The organism is Arthrobacter sp. ov407, from assembly GCF_900102895.1.
GTDB lineage: Bacteria > Actinomycetota > Actinomycetes > Actinomycetales > Micrococcaceae > Arthrobacter.
The window spans coordinates 118,898-136,397 of record NZ_FNGD01000012.1 but is presented as its reverse complement, the minus strand read 5'-3'; the positions used below and the strand labels follow the sequence as shown (position 1 = coordinate 136,397).

The 17,500-nt window shown below is 64.3% G+C and carries 16 protein-coding genes and 1 pseudogene; 11 read left to right on the top strand and 6 right to left on the bottom strand.

Translation table 11 applies throughout. From position 1 onward, the window contains the following. Positions 1-71 precede the first annotated feature (71 nt). From BLS42_RS15810 to BLS42_RS15770, 8 genes and pseudogenes are all read left to right on the top strand, one after another. Positions 72-1,544 carry a purine-cytosine permease family protein gene (locus tag BLS42_RS15810; RefSeq protein ID WP_090582828.1) on the top strand — a complete coding sequence of 491 codons (1,473 nt, stop codon included), beginning with the start codon at positions 72-74 and terminating at the stop codon, positions 1,542-1,544. 100 nt (positions 1,545-1,644) lie between these two features. Continuing rightward, positions 1,645-3,147, top strand: coding sequence for an aminobutyraldehyde dehydrogenase (locus BLS42_RS15805; protein WP_176803462.1), 1,503 nt, complete (start codon positions 1,645-1,647; stop codon positions 3,145-3,147). Positions 3,148-3,175: 28 nt separating this feature from the next. Continuing rightward, positions 3,176-4,471, top strand: coding sequence for a D-arabinono-1,4-lactone oxidase (locus BLS42_RS15800; RefSeq protein ID WP_090582826.1), 1,296 nt, complete (start codon positions 3,176-3,178; stop codon positions 4,469-4,471). 36 nt (positions 4,472-4,507) lie between these two features. Then, the gene (locus tag BLS42_RS15795) at positions 4,508-5,266 is read left to right on the top strand and encodes an SDR family NAD(P)-dependent oxidoreductase (protein WP_090582824.1); all 759 of its coding nucleotides are present in this window, start codon (positions 4,508-4,510) and stop codon (positions 5,264-5,266) included. Between the two features lie 38 nt (positions 5,267-5,304). Beyond that, a complete protein-coding gene (locus BLS42_RS15790; RefSeq protein ID WP_090582822.1) occupies positions 5,305-6,228 on the top strand; it encodes an NAD-dependent epimerase/dehydratase family protein in 924 nt (307 codons plus the stop codon). Between the two features lie 29 nt (positions 6,229-6,257). Then, the gene (locus BLS42_RS15785; protein WP_176803460.1) at positions 6,258-7,136 is read left to right on the top strand and encodes a polysaccharide deacetylase family protein; all 879 of its coding nucleotides are present in this window, start codon (positions 6,258-6,260) and stop codon (positions 7,134-7,136) included. A 277-nt stretch (positions 7,137-7,413) separates the two neighbouring features. After that, a pseudogene (locus BLS42_RS20645) lies at positions 7,414-8,418 on the top strand (APC family permease); the annotation flags it as partial. 79 nt (positions 8,419-8,497) lie between these two features. Beyond that, the gene (locus BLS42_RS15770) at positions 8,498-8,809 is read left to right on the top strand and encodes a hypothetical protein (RefSeq protein WP_143019220.1); all 312 of its coding nucleotides are present in this window, start codon (positions 8,498-8,500) and stop codon (positions 8,807-8,809) included. Between the two features lie 92 nt (positions 8,810-8,901). On the opposite strand, the gene BLS42_RS20840 is transcribed toward BLS42_RS15770, so the two are convergent. The 4 genes from BLS42_RS20840 to BLS42_RS15750 all read right to left on the bottom strand — a co-directional run bounded on the left by BLS42_RS20840 (position 8,902) and on the right by BLS42_RS15750 (position 14,097). After that, complete coding sequence (locus tag BLS42_RS20840) at positions 8,902-10,185, bottom strand: hypothetical protein (protein WP_143019219.1); 1,284 nt, start codon at positions 10,183-10,185, stop codon at positions 8,902-8,904. A gap of 242 nt (positions 10,186-10,427) precedes the next feature. Next, the gene (locus tag BLS42_RS15760) at positions 10,428-11,996 is read right to left on the bottom strand and encodes an APC family permease (protein ID WP_256336502.1); all 1,569 of its coding nucleotides are present in this window, start codon (positions 11,994-11,996) and stop codon (positions 10,428-10,430) included. A gap of 8 nt (positions 11,997-12,004) precedes the next feature. Then, the gene (locus tag BLS42_RS15755; RefSeq protein WP_176803468.1) at positions 12,005-13,030 is read right to left on the bottom strand and encodes an agmatine deiminase family protein; all 1,026 of its coding nucleotides are present in this window, start codon (positions 13,028-13,030) and stop codon (positions 12,005-12,007) included. 11 nt (positions 13,031-13,041) lie between these two features. Continuing rightward, the gene (locus BLS42_RS15750) at positions 13,042-14,097 is read right to left on the bottom strand and encodes a nitrilase-related carbon-nitrogen hydrolase (RefSeq protein ID WP_090582811.1); all 1,056 of its coding nucleotides are present in this window, start codon (positions 14,095-14,097) and stop codon (positions 13,042-13,044) included. Between the two features lie 208 nt (positions 14,098-14,305). On the opposite strand from BLS42_RS15750, the gene BLS42_RS15745 reads away from it, so the two are divergent. The 3 genes from BLS42_RS15745 (at position 14,306) to BLS42_RS15735 (ending at position 16,150) form a co-directional block, all read left to right on the top strand. After that, a complete protein-coding gene (locus tag BLS42_RS15745) occupies positions 14,306-14,800 on the top strand; it encodes a GyrI-like domain-containing protein (protein WP_090582809.1) in 495 nt (164 codons plus the stop codon). A gap of 193 nt (positions 14,801-14,993) precedes the next feature. After that, positions 14,994-15,296 carry a DUF4193 domain-containing protein gene (locus BLS42_RS15740; protein ID WP_018775830.1) on the top strand — a complete coding sequence of 101 codons (303 nt, stop codon included), beginning with the start codon at positions 14,994-14,996 and terminating at the stop codon, positions 15,294-15,296. A gap of 308 nt (positions 15,297-15,604) precedes the next feature. Continuing rightward, on the top strand, positions 15,605-16,150 hold the full coding sequence (locus BLS42_RS15735) for an AMIN-like domain-containing (lipo)protein (protein WP_371129590.1): 546 nt from the start codon (positions 15,605-15,607) through the stop codon (positions 16,148-16,150). A gap of 63 nt (positions 16,151-16,213) precedes the next feature. Here the strand turns inward: BLS42_RS15735 and fliW are convergent, their stop codons facing one another. Both fliW and flgL read right to left on the bottom strand, forming a co-directional pair. Further along, the gene (fliW, locus tag BLS42_RS15730; RefSeq protein WP_090582807.1) at positions 16,214-16,618 is read right to left on the bottom strand and encodes a flagellar assembly protein FliW; all 405 of its coding nucleotides are present in this window, start codon (positions 16,616-16,618) and stop codon (positions 16,214-16,216) included. Continuing rightward, on the bottom strand, positions 16,615-17,499 hold the full coding sequence (flgL, locus tag BLS42_RS15725; protein WP_090582805.1) for a flagellar hook-associated protein FlgL: 885 nt from the start codon (positions 17,497-17,499) through the stop codon (positions 16,615-16,617). Before flgL ends, fliW begins: the two co-directional genes overlap by 4 nt. Position 17,500 lies beyond the last annotated feature (1 nt).

The window sequence follows — 17,500 nt, the reverse complement described above, 5'->3', positions numbered from 1 at the left end:
ACATCAGATCCCGTGCCCGACGAAGCGCCGGGACAGAACAAAGAGGTTCCCATGAACTCCCGGAACGAATCATGAGCACGCACCCCACTCACGCCGTCGCGGCCGAAGTGCCCCGGCTCGAAGACAAGACCATTCAGCCCATCCCCGCCGACGAACGCCACGGCAAAGCGCGGGACCTTTTCACCATCTGGTTCGGTTCCAACATCATGATCATGACCATCGTGACCGGGGGACTCGCGACCACGGTGTTCGGGCTCAGCTTTGTGCCCGCCATCGTCGGAATCATCATTGGAAACCTTGTCGGTGGCATCTTCATGGCACTGCATTCGGCCCAAGGCCCGCAGCTGGGCGTGGCGCAGATGATTCAGACCCGCGGCCAGTTCGGTTCGTACGGGGCGCTGCTGATTGTGGTCATCGTGGTGGTCATGTACGTCGGGTTCTTTGCGGCGAACCTCGTCTTTGGCGGCCAAGCGCTGGCCGCAGTCACCCCGGGCATCAGTGTTGATGCAGGCATCATTGTCATTGGCGTCGTGAGCGTCGTGGCCACCATTTTCGGCTACCGGCTCATCCACGCCTATGCACGCATCTTGAGCATCGTGGCCGGTCTGGCGCTGGTGCTGGCCTTCGTCTGGATCCTGGCCGTCCACGGATTGCCGGCCAGCTTCCTGGACCAGGGAAACTTCAACTGGGTCGGCTTCATGGCCACGATCTCCGTCTCCGCCCTCTGGCAGCTCGCCTACGCTCCCTATGTCTCGGACTACTCCCGCTACATGCCTCAGGGCACCGGCTCGGCCCCGGCGTTCTGGGCCTCCTACTCAGGCTGCGTCTTGGGAACACTCTTCCCGATGGTCTTGGGTGCCCTGGTGGGAACGCTCGCACTGGCACTGATCAACGATGGCAGCACCGTAGAAATAGTAGGGAGCCTGGGAGCCATGCTCGGGCCATGGACCATGGTGATCATCGGAATCTTCTGCCTTGGCGTTGCAGCGTCGAACGCCATGAACCTCTACTGCGGGGTCCTGTGCACGCTCACCATTGGGCAGACGTTCAGGCCGGCCTGGTTGCCCCACGCCAAGACCCGGACCATTGCGGCGGTGCTCCTGTTCACCCTCGCCCTCTCTATCGCGCTGTTCGCCCGCGACAATTTCATCTTCTTCTACACGAACTTCCTCTCCTTCCTGATGTACGTCCTGGTTCCCTGGACGGCCATCAACCTGGTCGACTACTACCTCCTGCGGCACGGCGACTACAGGGTTGAAGACTTCTTCAAGCGCGACGGCGGGATGTACGGAAGGTTCAACTGGGTTGCGATCGGAGCCTATCTTGCCGGCGCACTGATCCAGGTTCCGTTCTCCGCAACAGCGATGTTCACCGGCCCTATTGCCGCCGCGATGAACGGCGTGGACCTCTCCTGGATTGTTGGCCTGGTGGTCGTTGCACCCCTGTACTACTTTGCGGCTCGGGTGTTCCGGAAGAAGGCGGAAGCCGCCCCTTTTCAGTCGCCGGCATTCGCAGCTGACCTGATTGAGGCCCCGCAGGCGTAACGCCCACCACGGGCATGCACCGCCCACCGCGTGCATGCCGCCCGTCCCCAACACAAACTCCCGACGCCGAGACCGGCGCAGAAAGCAAAGGCTAAGTTCCATGACACTCACTAACCTCGAGCAGTTCACAGTCCGACGCTCTTCCGCGGAGCAAAGCTGCGCCAGCGTTTTGCCTCCGACGGGGCACTTCATCGGTGGAACGTTTGTTCCCGGTTCCTCGACTCGGCTGATCGACGTCGTAGATCCCACCACAGAGCAGGTCATCGCGTCGGTGCAGGCAGGCACAGCCTCGGATGTGGACGTTGCGGTTGAGGCGGCCGTGGCGGCCCAGAAGTCCTGGGGCGCCACGACCCCGAAGGAACGGTCCGAGGTGCTCTCCCTGATCGCCAACATCATTGAAGCCAACCGTGAAGCGTTCGAAATCATCGAGTCCGCCAACACCGGTAAACCGCGGCCCGTCGCGGAGGACGATGTCTCCAGCACCATCGACACCTTCCGATTCATGGCCGGAGCTTCCCGCACACTGACGTCCATGGCAGGCGGCGACTACGCCACCGGACACACCTCGGTCATCCTCAGGGAACCCGTCGGCGTCGTAGGCGTCATCACCCCCTGGAACTACCCGCTGCTGATGGCTGCTTGGAAGATCGCGCCCATCCTGGCCGCCGGAAACAGTATCGTCCTCAAGCCCTCGGAACAGACTCCGTTGTCGACGCTGAAGCTGGCAGAACTTGTGGCCGGACGCATCCCCGACGGAATTCTCAACGTCGTGACGGGAAAGGGCCGAACCGTCGGGCAGCGACTCTCCGAACACCCTGACGTGGCCCTCGTTGCGTTGACGGGGAGCGTCGTCAGCGGACAGGCAGTGGCGGAGACCGCGGCCAGGTCCGTCAAGCGTGTGCATCTGGAACTGGGCGGCAAGGCCCCGGTTGTTGTCTTCCCCGACGCCGACCTCCGCGCGGCCGCCGCCGGCGTGCGAAACGCCGGCTTCTGGAATGCCGGCCAGGACTGCGGCGCGGCCTGCCGCGTGCTGGTCCACGAGTCCGTGGCTGAGGAGTTCACCGAGCACCTGGTACGCGAAGTCGGCACGCTCGTCGTCGGCGCCCCGGGCGCGGGGGAGGACGTCGAAATCGGTCCCATGATTTCGCGCCCGCACTTCGAACGCGTGAAGGAATCGCTTGAGGAGGCAAAGGCTGCCGGACTTCAGGTGGCCATCGGCGGCTCGGCCCTGGAGGGCCCCGGCTACTTCATTGAACCCACAGTGATCAGCAACGTGCCGGCCGGGGCGCATATTGCCACCCACGAAATCTTTGGCCCCGTCGTTACCGTGGAGTCCTTCAGCTCCACCGAAGAGGCCATTACCCGGGCGAACGAGAGCCCCTACGGTCTTTCCGCCTCGGTCTGGACCCGGGATTCGAGCCTCTCACTCAGGGTTCCGAAGCAGCTCGATTTCGGCACCGTCTGGGTCAATTCACACCTGGTGTTGGCCTGCGAAGTTCCGTGGGGCGGATTCAAGGGATCCGGCTACGGCCGCGACCTCTCGCTGTATGCCTTGGACGATTACTCCCGGACCAAGCACGTCATGATCAACCACGGCGCATGAGCCTTAAGACCAGGATCGGAGCTCACCAATGACCACCACGAATCATCCCCACTCCGCGTCGTCGGCGCGCGCCGCGACCCCGTCCGCTCCCTTCGGGACAGACGTAACCTGGACCAACTGGGGCGGCAACCAGAGCGCCACCCCGGCCTTCACCGTCCGGCCGCGTAATGAACAGGAGGCGCTCGACGCCGTCCGGTTCGCCATCCGCGAAGGCCTGCCCGTACGGGCAGTCGGCTCAGGGCACTCGTCGTCGCCGCTTGTCCAGACGGGCGGAGTCCTGATGGACATGTCCGCACTCTCGGCCATTACCGGAACCGACCTCAAGGGGCGCCGTGCGAGGGCCCTGGCCGGCACCACCATCAACGCCTTTGGCGATCCGCTGTGGGAGCAGGGGCTGGCACTGGGCAACCAGGGCGACATCGACAAACAGCAGATCGCCGGGGCACTCGCGACCAGCACCCACGGCTCCGGAAAGAACCTGGGCAGCTTCTCATCGGCACTGCGCTGGGTCAGGCTGATCAACGGCTACGGCGAAATCGTCGAAATCGGTGAAGGGCAGCTCCGCGAACTCAGGGCCGCCCAGGTCGCCCTGGGGACGCTCGGAATCTTCCTGGAAGTCGAACTGGCGGTCGAGGACCGCTATTACCTGCAGGAGGAGATTACCTACCCCACGTGGGCCGAGACCGCCGCAACCTGGCAGGCCGACATCGACGGGAACCGGCACTACTCGTTCCTCTGGTGCCCGGATGACGATTCCTGCGAGCTGCTGGACCTGCCCGGATCGCCGGGACAGAGCACGGCAAACCGCAGTTACACCAAGCGCTACAACGTCGCCGAGGTCAAGGACGAGCGTGAAATTTCCCGCGCGGAAGGTGCCCGGCTGGACCGGTCGTACCGCATCTACCCGGGCGGATTCACCACACCGTTCCATGAACTCGAGTACTTCGTTCCCAGCGAACACGGCCTGGCGGCCGTCGAGGCTGTCCAGGAGCTGATCCGCACCAGGCATTCCGACCAGAAGTACCCCGTTGAGGTCCGCTGGGTGAAAGCCGACGAAGGCTACATGTCCCAGTTCCAAGGACGCGACACCACCGTCATCACCCTGACCACCGAACCTGGGACCGACTACTGGCCCTTCTTCCGGGATGCGGATGCGGTGCTGCAGGAATTCGAGCCACGCGCACACTGGGGAAAGATCCACTTCATGACGAGGAGCCGCCTGGAGCGTCTCTACCCGGAGCTTGACACCTTCATCCAGATCCGCCGGGAGTTCGACCCCCGCGGCATGTTCCTCAACGACCACACACGTGCGCTCGTCGGCTAAATCAGCGCCCGCCACAACCAATGGGGAAGAGAAGACATGAGCCATTTTCAGGACAAGACCTACCTTGTCACCGGAGCCAGTTCCGGCATCGGTCTCGCGACCACTCGGGCCCTTCTGGCGCAAGGGGCAAAGGTTGCGGCAGTCGGTCTCCCGGACCGTCTGCTTGAGGACGCAAAACGCCAACTGTCGGGTGCTGTGATCTTCATCGAAGCCGACGTATCTGAGTCCCCGCAGGTCGACAGCGCCTTCGCACAGGCGGAAGCAGAACTCGGTCCCCTGAGCGGAGCCTTCAACGCCGCAGGGATCTCCAGTGTTGCGCCCATCGCCGAAACGTCTGACGAGCTGTGGCAGAGGTTGATCCGGGTGAACCTGACCGGCACTTTCCACTTCGCCCGGGCAGCGGCGCGAGCGCTCACATCCAACGGCGGTGGATCGCTCGTCTGCACTGCCAGCGAGCTGTCCCTCGTCGGCCAGGCAGGCTACACGGCATACACCGCGACCAAGGGCGGCGTGCTTTCGATGATGCGGTCCTTGGCCGCCGAACTCGCACCGGCCGGCGTCCGGGTCAACGCACTGTCGCCTGGCACGACAGATACCCCGATGCTTGCGGCCGAGTTCGCGAACGAAGAAGAACGCGCCAGAGACGAAGCTTCCGTGCCACTTGGCCGATTCGCTCTGCCTGAGGAGATTGCAGCCGCTGCGCTGTGGCTACTGGGTCCTGAATCCTCCTATGTCACGGGAACAAACCTTGTTGTCGACGGTGGTCGAACGACGACCTTCCCCCTCGGGCATTGAATCCCACATCCAACGCATGTACTGAAAGGCAAAATCACATGAGCTCTGTTCTGGTCACAGGTGGTGCCGGATTCACCGGACGCCACATCGTCAACGAACTCGCCGACGCCGGCCATCAAACGGTCAGCTACAACCGGGATTTCATCGAGGCGCCACGCCCCGACGTCGTTTCCGTCCAGGGTGAACTGTTTGATATCCCTCGTCTCCTTGAGGTATTCCAGGAGCACGACGTCGACACCATCGTCCATACCGCCGCCATATCCCACCCGACCTATTCCCTGAGCTTTCCCTTGGCCACGTTTGCTGCCAACGTCGAGGGAACGGTGGCGGTTTTCGAGGCGGCCCGACTCCACGGCGTCAAACGGATCATCAACTTCTCTTCCGAGTGCGTGTACGGAAAGACCTCAGCACCGGTAGTTCTCGAATCGGAGCCAGTAAATCCGACGACGCCCTACGCCGTGACGAAGGTAACCGGGGAATGGCTCGGACAGGTCTACGGCGACAGGTATGGAATCGACGTCATCTCCCTGCGCATCGGCCAGGTTTACGGACCCGGAAACCGCATGGATGAAGTCATGCGGGATATCATGCGCGGCGTAGTCCGCGGCGGTTCATTCTCACAGGACCACGGGGCCGACCACCGCTACAACCTGGTCTACGTCCGCGACGTCGCTCTTGCCATCCTGGCGGCAGTCCAGGCACCAGAAACGGCCTCGGCCAGGCCCCTGGCCTACAACATCTCCGGCAGCGAGTATTGGACACTCAGCGACGTCGTCAAAGAAGTTCGAATCGCATTCCCGGACGCCACCGTGGAGATCGGGCCCGGGACGGATCCAACCCTGGACTTGCAGGGCCACTTCAGCATCGCTTCCGCAGCCGCGGATCTCGGCTACGAATCGGCCTGGCCGCTGCAACGGGCCCTCGGCGATTACGCCGACTGGCTCTCCACCCATGACTTCTGAGCCATTTCTTCTGATCCATAGGGACGAACATGACATTCGATAGAAGCGGCTGGAGGCAGGGGGCGGCCTGCGTTGCCGCGTTGACCTTCGACGTCGACGCCGAGTCCCCCGTGCTGGCCGCCGGCCGGCGCTATGCCGACAATGCGATGGCGATGACTCACCAGGCGTTCGGACCCAAGGTGGGTGCTCCCCGGATTCTCCAGCTGTTGAAGGACGTGGAGCAGCCGGCGACATTCTTCATTCCAGGGGTAACCGCGGAGCGATATCCCCGCATGGTTGAACAGGTCCTGGAATCGGGTCATGAGATCGCGCACCACTCACACACTCACCGCACGGCGGCGAACATGAGTTTCGACGACGAACGCGCTGACTTCGATCTGGCGCTTTCCGCACTCGGGCGCTTCGGCATTTCTCCAAAGGGGCATCGCGCCGCAATGTGGGAGCCCTCGTGGCAGACGCCGTCGTTGGTGGCTGAATACGGGTTGAAATACGATTCCAGCCTGATGGATGCGGACGTCCCGTATCTCATTGAAACCCCCGCAGGCACAGTTGCGGAGCTCCCCCCACATTGGAGCCTGGATGACTGGGAGCAGTATGCCTTCCTTCCGGAACCCAAGATCGGTGAAATCATCCAGTCGCCACTGGTCGTGGCGGACATGTGGATTCACGAGATCGACGCAATGCGACGTCATGGTGCTCTTTTCATGCTCACCTGCCACCCGTTCCTCACTGGGCGGGCAGGACGGCTGGAGGCGCTGCGGACCGTTATCGAAACTGCGCTGGAACGAGGTGACGTCCGCTTCTCGACGTGCGAAGCGCTCGCGGAAGCGGCACTCGGTGACCCTGCATTGAGTGCCGAGCCCCTCAATCCAGTTACAGCGTCCGCGGAGCTCTATCCGGACTACTGAATCCGGACTACTGAATCCGGACTACTGAGCCGTGCAACACGGCGAACATTGGTGATCCCAAAACACAACAGGCCAAGGGCGAAAGCCCTTGGCCGCTCATCAGCCACGCCCGCCGCGCGCTGTGCAGCTTCAACCCTAAGACCATCCCAGCGAAAGGAGGCTCATAGCAATGAACTCCCCGTCCCAGCTGTTGTCGGACGCACCTGGTCCAACACAGACGCCTAATCCTGAATCCCTCCAACTCAAACGGGAGATGGGGTTCTGATCCTCCTTTTCTTTGGCGTTTGCCTTCATGTCGCCCATCATCGGCCTGTACGGAGTATTTGGCCTGGCCCTGATGGCCGCAGGACCGGCCTTCTGGTGGGGTCTGTTGGTGGTCCTCTTGGGCCAGGCCCTGGTTGCAGGCGTCCTTGCCGAGCTCGCTTCACGTTGGCCTGTTGCCGGCGGGGTCTGCCTTTGGTCCAGGTCCCTTCTCGGGCACACCTACAGCTGGTACGCAGGATGGGCCTACATCTGGACGCTTATCATCACAGTTGCCGCTGTAGCCTTCGGTGGTGGCACATTTCTTGCCTCATTGCTCGGCATTGAGCAGCCTGACACCACGACGAAAATCGTGCTGGGCGCCGTCATCCTATTGGCGAGTACCATAGCCAACTCCGCCGGACGGAAATGGCTGAGCCTGCTGGTGACCGTGAGCATCGTGTGCGAGGTCATTGCCAGTCTGGGAGTCGGGTAGGTACTGATCATCTTCCATCGCCGAAATTCCCTCAGCACGATCCTGGAGTCCTTCGGAACCGCACCGGACACCACGGCCTATGTCTTTGGGCCTTTCCTTGCCGCGGTGGCAATTATCGGTTGGTCGTTTGTGGGATTTGAAAGTGCGGGTGCCATTGCCGAGGAAGTCCGGGCTCCCGAACGCAAAGTGCCGCGTGCAGTGCTGACGTCCCTGATCACGGTGGCATCTGTCATTACGTTTTCGTGCCTGGCCCTGCTCCTCGCAATCCCGGATATTGGTGCCGCCATGTCGGGGGCAGACCCGGACCCGATTACCACAACCCTCACTGCCAATCTTGGCGAGGGAATCACCAAACCTCTCCTGGTGACGATCGTCCTGGGATTCATCGCCGGGACGGTGGCGCTCCAGGCAGCTGTATCGCGATCGATTTTCGCATTCGCCAGGCTGGATGCCCTGCCTGCGGCCAAGGTTCTGAAGCGTCTCAGCAAGACCGACCGGCTGCCCATCAACGCCCTCCTGGTCTCCGCGGTCGCTTCAATGATTGTTCTTGCCCTGTCGGCATCGCAGGTACGGCGCCCTTATTGCCTTCGCAACGGCGGGCTTTTACGTGGCTTTCATATTTCCAGTGCTGGCCGCGCTGATAATCCGGCTGAAAGGAGCGTGGAAGACCGGACCCTTCAGCCTGGGAGTTCTTGGCCCAGTGGTGAACCTGGCGGCGCTGCTGTGGTTGGGTTTCGAGATCGTCAACATCGCATGGCCGCGGCAGCCAGTAGCGCCCTGGTACCAAAACTACGCAGTGCTTGTGGTTTTCGTGATCCTTGGCCTGGCGGGTTTTGCGGTGGAGAGGCATCTGCGTCGGCGCAATGGCGCGCAGTTGGAGGCAGTGCCGGAGCCGGAGACAGAGTCAGAGCCGGAACTGCTGAACGTCGGGCCATGAGGCCCCACGAACCCCTTCTTCCCGGTGATTTTGCCGGGGAGGAGGGGTTTTTCACGCCGGGAAATGGGGCGCGGCTGGCCGGAGCCTGGAACTCAGATGCAGGACTTGTTGTAGTCGAAGCCGCCCGAGATGTACTGGGTCATGGTGACTTTCCCGCCCCCTGTCAGCGGCGCTGCCGAACACATGCTGCTGGCGTTTTGGAGGGAGCTCCCGCCGGCGAGCCAGCTTCGCTGGGCGTAAAGGTTGCTTGTCGAGGGCACCGCGCCGACGACCTGTGCCCATTGGTAGCCGGTCGAGTAGAGCCCTGTTTTGGCGCCGATGCTGGCAAAGTAGGCGGCCATGCCCTCGAGATCGGCTCTGTTGGCGGCCTTGTTCGTTGACCAGGAGTTTTCGGTCTCGACGTCCAGCCACCAGGTGTAGGAGGCCGGGTTCTTGACCCCGCGAATGGTGGCGTCGTCGTAGGCCTTGGCGTACCCGTACATATAGGAACACGCCGAGCCGACCGAGCCCTTGGTGCACTGGCCGTACGGGTTGGCCACGGTCTTCCCGGCATAGGTGTTGCTGGTGGGCCACCAAGAGCCGGCGGTCCCGGGGTTTCCGGTGTTTACGTACAGGGCCACGAGGGGCTGGCCGGTCCCGCCGGTGGACGTGGCGGCCCAGGACAGCTGGGTGGCCAGGCACGAGTTGGTGTTGTTCGCCAGGCCGTTGTTCACACCGATGATCGCGAAGCTCTGGCCCTTGGGCAGGGGTTTGCCGCACTGCGGCCAGGACACGTCGACGCCGGGTCCCGCGGGCGTGACTGCCGCTGTGCCGGCCGAGGTCTTCGCGGCGGTGGTGTATCCGGTCTTGGTCGCGGTGACGGTGACGGTGAGGGCCTTGCCGGCCTGCGCCGCGGCCAGTTTGTAGGTGGCGGCGGTCGCGCCAACGATGACGACGCCGTTCGCCTTCCACTGATACTTCAGGGTGACAGGTGCCGGACCCCACGTGCCCGGGACCGCGGTCAGGGTGTAGCCGACTTTTGTCATGCCGGTGATCGTCGGCACCGGAGCCGGCCCGAGCGAGCCGGCGGCGATGGCTGCGGTGGGGGTCGAGGTCTTCGCGGCGGTGGTGTAGCCGGTCTTGGTTCCGGTGACGGTGACGGTGAGGGCCTTGCCGGCCTGCGTCGCGGCCAGCTTGTAGGTGGCGGCGGTCGCACCAACGATGACGACGCCGTTCGCCTTCCACTGATACTTCAGGGTGACAGGTGCCGGACCCCATGTGCCCGGGACCGCGGTCAGGGTGTAGCCGACCTTTGTCATGCCGTTGACCGTCGGCACCGGGGGCGTCTTCAACGGCGCGGCGGATGCTGGGGCAAGCGGTGCCAGTGAAAGCATCATGAGCACAACCAGGAACAACGGAATTGATAGAGTCCGGACGCGGTCGAATAGCAGCATAAAAATTTCCCCCAAAATGCCGCGCCTGGAACAGGCTGCGCTAGAGCCCGCAGAATTGCAGACAGCGTGAATCTAGCACGGGGAGGTGTTCCTCAACGAGCAATTGCAGCTTGGCGGGCGACGGACGCACGCAAAAACCCGCCGGCTCCGGGCTCGCCCGGGCCGGCGGGTCCTTGCCGCGGAGGCTACTCCGGAACCACCAGGGCGGGCGTGTCCTTCCGGATAGTCTCGCCCCGGAAGAAGCCCGGATGCAGTTTCGCGGCGACCAGCATGATCACCAGGCCGAGGGCGAGGATGCCGATGCCCAGGATGAACACCAGGCCGACGCCGAAGATCTCCGAGCCGCTGCCGAATTCCGGCGCCCAGCTGTCCACGGCGGTCTGGAAGAAGACCACGGTGAGGACCAGGCCGCCCAGGACCGGGAACAGCAGCCGCATGAAGAAGTTGCGGACGCTGGAGAACAGGCTGTGCCGGAAGTACCACGTGCAGGCGAACGCCGTGAGGGCGTAATAGAAGCAGATCATCAGGCCCAGGGCCATGATGGTGTCGTTGAGGACGTTTTCGCTGACCACCTTCATGACGGCATAGAAGCCACCGGAAATCACGCCGGCAATCACCGTGGCGTAGCCCGGGGATCCGAAGCGCTTGCTGACAGATGCGAAGCGCGGCGGCAGGGCGCCGTAGTGGCCCATCGCCAGCAGGCTGCGGGCGGGGGAGGCCATGGTGGACTGCAGGGAGGATGCGGTGCCGGAGAGCACGGCCAGGGACATCAGGATGGCCAGCGGGCCCATGACGGGGGAAGCCAGTGCCGCGAAGATGTTCGACTGGTTGTCCGGGTTGTTCAGACCAATGCCGTCGGCTCCGGTGCCGGCCACCATCATGGTGGCCACGATCGCGATGAGGTAGAGGGCCAGGACGGCGACCGCCGTCGTGGTTCCCGCCCGGCCCGCGGTGCCCTTGCCGCCCTTGGTTTCCTCGTTCACGGTGAGGCAGACGTCCCAGCCCCAGTAGACGAAGACGGCCAGTGACATACCGGCGGCGAACTGCTCGAAGCTACCGATCTTCATCGGGTTGAACCAGTCCCAGCTGAAGGCGATCGAGGTGCCCGAGTCGCCCGAGGCGGCGTGGGTGAGCGCCATGACGACGAAGATGCCCAAGACGAGCACCTGGAATCCGACCATGGTGTACTGCACCAGCTTGGTGGCGTGCAGGCCGCGGTAGCTGACCCAGACGGCGAGTGCCACGAACACGAGGCAGGTCACGATGTTCACGGCCGTGTTCGAGGTCAGGTCCGCGAGTTCGGGGTTGTTGAACACCTGGGCCAGGAAGAGGTAGAAGAAGTCCACCGCGACGCCGGCCAGGTTGGACAGGACGATGATGTTGGCCGCCAGCAGCCCCCAGCCTCCCATCCAGCCGACGAACGGGCCGAACGCCTTGGTGGCCCACGTGAAGGTGGTGCCGCTGTCCGGGGAATCGGCGTTGAGCTCCCGGTAGGCGAATGCCACCAGGATCATGGGGATGAACGCGACGATGAAGATCGCGGGCAGCTGCAGGCCGACGGCGCCAACGGCGGGTCCCAGCGAACTGGTAAGGCTGTAGGCGGGCGCCACGGAGGAAATGCCCAGGACAACGACGGCGAGCAGGCCCAGCTGGCCGCCCTTGAGCCCCTTGCCCGAGATGCCGTGCTTGGAACCGGCCGGATCGACGGCGTCGTGCGTGATGGGGCCGTCTTCACGGCCGATAGTTTGACTCATGGCTGACCTTATTCTGGGAGATTCTGGGAGGCGGACGGTTGCTGTTGGGTGATGCAGTGGATGCCGCCGCCGCGGGCGAAGAGCTCGCGGGCGTCGATGCCCACCATTTTGCGGCCGGGGTAGGCATCGCCGAGGATGCGCAGGGCCTTGTCGTCCATCGGGTCGCCGAACGTGCAGGCGATGACGCCGCCGTTGACCACCAGGTGGTTGATGTAGCTGTAGTCGACGAAGCCTTCCTCATCCGTCAGGGTTTCCGGGGCGGGGACTTCGATGATGTTCCATTCGCGGCCGGCCGCGTCCCGGGTGGTGGCGAGGTGGCTGATGATTTCGCGGCTGACCTCGAAATCGGGGTGCGCCGGGTTCTGCTGGGCATGGACCAGCACGGTGCCCGGGGACGGGATGGCCGCGACGATGTCGACGTGGCCTCGCGTGCCGAACCGTTCCGAATCCCGGGTCAGACCGCGCGGAAGCCAGACGACGTGGCTCGTGCCCAGAGTCCGGGCCAGTTCTGCCTCAACGTCGGCCTTGCTGAGCCCCGGGTTCCGGCCCGGATCCAGCTGCACCGTCTCGGTGACCAGGACCGTGCCTTCGCCGTCGACGTGGATGCCGCCGCCCTCGTTCACCAGCGGCGAGACGACGTGGCTGGCCCCCGAGCGTGCCGCGACGGCAGCTGCCACGAGCGAGTCTTTGTCCCAAGCAGCCCAGTCCTGGCCGCCCCAGCCGTTGAACACCCAGTCCACGGCGCCGAGCCGGCCGCCGTCGTCCAGGACGAACGTGGGGCCGATGTCCCGCATCCACGCATCGTTCAGGGCGGCGGGGACCACCTGGATATCCGGGTGGAGGTAGCGGGCAGCGGTCTCTACATCAGCCGGCGCCACCAGCATGGTGACCGGTTCGAATTCCACGACGGCGTTCGCGACGGCGGCCCAGACGGAGCGGGCGGCGTGGGCTTGGGCCTCTGTTTCGCCCAGGGTGTAGCCGCCGGTAGGAAACGCCATCCAGACACGGTCCTGGGGTGCCGTTTCGGGCGGCATCCGCCAGGCGCTCACGCGGTGGCCTTCTGCGCCGTGGTCTCATACACAGCAGCCCTATCCGCATTGAGGCCGAGCGGGGCGTCAGCGCGAACGGGTTCGGTCAGCCGCGCGTAGGTGTCCGGGCGGCGCGTGGCCAGGAAGGGGAAGAGCGTGAGCCAGTCCCGGCGCTGGTCGAGGTCGAGGTCCGCGACAATCACCGCGGATTCGTCCCGCGGTGCCTGCGCGAGGATCCGGCCGTAGGGATCGGAGATGAAGGAGGAGCCGTAGAAGTTCAGTGTGCCTTCGCTGCCCCAGCGGTTGGGAACCACCATGAACAGCCCGTTGGCGATCCCGTTGCCCACAATGACCTGCTGCCACAACGGCTGGGTGTCGAAGTCCGGGTGGTCCGGCTCGGAGCCGATGGCGGTGGGGTAGACCAGGAGTTCTGCCCCGCCGAGGGAGTAAATCCGCGCCAGCTCGGGGAACCATTCATCCCAGCAGGTGGGCATGCCCAACCGTGCGCCGCCGAGTTCTGCGGGGGAGTGGACCTCGTAGGCATCCCCGCCGTCCGGGCCCTGGCGGAAGAACTTGTCCTCGTAATAGCCGGCCGTGACGGGGATGTGCAGCTTGTGCGTGCGGGCCAGCAGCTCACCTTCGGGGGAGACCAGGATGGCAGTGTTCAGGCCCAGGCCGTCGTCAGAACCCTCCGGGTTCTCCGCTTTCTGGTACAGCGAGGCGTGGACGCAGATTCCGTGCCTGCGGGCCGCGTCCGCCGCGAAACGGAACGTGGGACCGGTGAACAGGTCCTCGGCGATGTCCGAGGGCCGCGGGCGCGGGGCACCCACCCGGGTGGTGTCATTTTCGGGAAGCGTGTCCGCGGGGTACCTGGACAGTGTGAGCTCGGGCAGGAAGACGACGGCGGCTCCCAACCGGGCGGCCCGCCCAATGCCTTCGTTCAGTTCGGCGTGCAGGGCCGCGGTGTCAGGATGCCAGCGGTGCTGCACGACGCTGACCCGCAGCGCCGGCCGGCTCGAAGGCGCGGTGCGGGCGAGGGAGGGCGGGGTGTCGAGGGACGTGATTTCGATCATGGCTACTCCAGTGAGACGTGCGTCACATAAATGAACGTTGTTCATTTAGTATTAGGCTGATCGCAGTGCAGGGCAAGACCTAATATGAATAAAGTTCATTTATTTATCAGCGCGTCCCCCGGGCCGCCCGCCGGACCGCCCTTGGGCCCCCGCGGGCGCGGGTCGTAAGGCCCTAGACCGCGGATTGGGCGCGGCAGAGTCTGGGCGTATGACTCAAACGAACCAGGGGCCGGATCCGGACATCAAGGCCGCCCAACTCAACGAACAACCCACGGCGGTGGTGCGTGAGACTGTCCCGATGAAAGAACTGCGGGACTTTTTCGGCCGTGCCTTCAGCGCCGTCATGAGTGCGGTGCAGGAGCAGCATGTCCAACTGGCCGGACCACCGTTCGCGCTGTACCGCGGCAAGCCGACCGACGTCGTCGACGTCGAGGCGGGGTTCCCCCTCGCCGCACCTTTCACGAACCCGGGCGCCGCGGATACGGCGGTCACCGCCGGGACCCTCCCCGCAGGCCAGGCCTACGAGGCCATGCACATCGGCCCCTATGAGTCACTGCAGCGGACCTACGGCGCGATCATGGCGCGGATGCGGCAGGACGGTGCTAGCCCGGGGGAAGCCATGTGGGAGTACTACCTCACCGATCCCGGCGCCGAGCCCGACCCCGCGAACTGGCAGACGCTGGTGGTCTGGCCGGTCACCTGAATGGGCGCACCTGAACTGCCCGAACAAAGGGCGCGGCCGGGATCCGGCCGGGGACCGCTGCCCCGGTTTCCGTGCCCCGTCCGACTCATTGTGTCTGATAGGCCACACTATTCCTCAACTCCATGTTTAATGTCCTAAACTGCTTCACTGAGATGCCTGAAATGGCTGCGCAGCAACGAAAGTGAACCCCGATATGGCTACCGATTACGACGCCCCACGCAAGACAGAAGAAGAATCTCCCGCTGAGTCGCTGGAGGCCCTTCAGGCGTCCCGCGGTGGCGGCGCGCAGACTGCTGTGATCGACGTCGATGAGAACGACACCGCTGAAGGCATCGATCTTCCGGGTGCGGATCTGTCCGGCGAAGAGCTGACGGTCATTGTTGTTCCCGAGCAGTCCGATGAATTCACCTGCTCCTCCTGCTTCCTGGTCCGTCACAGGTCCCAGGTGGCTCTGGAAAAGAACGGCATGAAGTACTGCCGCGACTGCGAAGGCTAAGAGAACCGTCCAGCAACAGCAAGGCCGCACGAAGCGCCGGACCCGCGAGGGTGCCGGCGCTTCGCCGTCCCGGGCATGGCCTGCGGCTCCGCGTGTTATCCGTTCGTGAACGAATGTCTCGGGATCTGTCCGTGAAATCCGTCCGTGACCAGCAACGGGTCACCTTAACGGTTGGGCGCCGAAACGGTTGAGGGCCTCGCCCGCCGGTCCGGGGCCGCCTACGCTGAAAGCGTCTGACCTGCGCTGACTGTTCGCCAGCTCAAGGGCTCAGGAAGCACCAGGGGGTGACGGGGTTGAAGAAGACCCAGTTGAAGAAGATCCACGCTCTGCTCGCGGCAGTGCTGATGGCCGCCGGTCTCGGGCTCCTTGCGCCGGCGCCGGCCGCCGCGGACCCGTACTGCGGACAGGTCTGGGGTTCGCTGAGCAAAGCGGATCCGGCCATGAGCCAGGCCAAGGTGGTGAACATCCGGACCGGTCAGCATTACTGTTTTGACCGGCTGGTCATCGACCTCAACGGCCCCGTGGCCGGCTACACCATCCGCTACGTTCCCGAGGTGGTGCAGGACGGGTCCGGCTTGCCGATCCCGCTGCGGGGCCAGGCCTTCATTCAGCTCACCATCAATGCGCCTGCATATGACGAAGCCGGCAATCCCACCTACAACCCGGCGAACAAGAGCGAACTGGCGGACGTGACCGGTTACCAGACGTTCCGGCAGGTGGCGTGGGCGGGCAGCTTCGAGGGCTACAGCAGCCTCGGCTTGGGAGTCCGCGCGCGGCTGCCGTTCCGGGTCCAGACCCTGTCCGGGCCGGGCACCGGGTCGCGGTTCGTGGTGGACGTGGCGCACTTCTGGTGAGGGGGCGGAGCCGAGCCGGGCCGCGCGCCTCGCCTTGCCGGTTGGCTAGGGCAGGCGGGTTGCCTAGAGCGAGTTGAGCTCGGCCCGGAGCGGGAAGTCCCGGCCGTCCAGCACCAGCTGGGTGCAGCGCCCCGTGCCGCGGTTGAGAACTATCGGCGCCATGAGGTTGACCGTCGTAGAGCCGGGGGAGTGGTTGACCACGATCAGCACCTGGGGTGCCTCCCGCGCGTCGAGTTCCAGGGCTTCCAGTGATGCTGCCGGGATCGGCGGAGCGTAGCTCGGCGCAAAAACGGCGGCGTCGGCCAGGAACAGCCGCACCGGGCTGGACCCGGCCTCCAGGGCGTACAGTCCAGCCGCGCCCTCGACGCTCCGCAGCACGAAATCGTGCAGGTCCTCGAAGCCCGGCATGGGGGCGGTGAAAGTGACGGGCAGGCTGGCGACGGGAGTGTCCACGACCGGGGTGCTCACCGCAGGAAGTCCATCAGGGTGGGCTGAAGCACCCTGGCCGTCGCGGCGAGGGCCACCTGGTAGTTCGTTTCCTGAAGTTTCAGGTCCATGATGACGCTGCCAAGATCTGCCTTCTCGATGCCGGTTTTCTGGGCGTCCAAGGAGGCCTCCAGTTCTGTGTTGACGTTGCCGGCGCGCTCCAGCTGTGCCTGCCGCGTTCCAATTTCGGAACGGCCGTTGACGATGTTCTTAAAAGCCGTGTCTACCTGACCGATCCAGGGCGCAACATCCGCCCCTGCGCGCAAGTCATCGGCCATTTTCTTCACGGTGTCGAAGACCGAGCCGTTCCCGCTGCCGAAAATCGTCTTGCCGTCGGCGTCGACGCGGACGGTTTCGGTGGCGCTGATGCGGCGCTCCACGGGGCTCTTGGGCAGCCCGTCGAGCGCGGGAGGGGCGCCCGTGAAGGCGCTGGCGGCATCCGAGCTGCCGGCAAAGATGTTACGACCCAGGTGCTTGCTGTTGGCGATCGACACCAGGTCCTTGTTCAGGGAGTCCAGCTCGTTGGCGATCGCGTCCTTGCCAGACTGGGGCAGTGAGCCGTTGCCGGCCAGCACTGTGAGGTCCTTGATCTTGTGCATCACGTTGGTGGCCTGCTCGAGGGCGGAATCCGCGGCCGTGAGCCACGTGTTGCCGTCGTCGATGTTGCGGCCGTACTGGGCGTTGGCGGCGAGGAGGGAGCGGGTCTCCAGGGCCTGCGCGGTGGCGGCGGGATCGTCCGAGGGACGGGAGATCTTGTTGAGCGTGGTCGCTTTTTCCTGCAGCTCGGCCAGTTTGGACTGCTGGGTCTGCAACGTACGCTGGGCGTTCGCGCTCATGGTCAGGTTTGTTACCCGGTTCAGCATG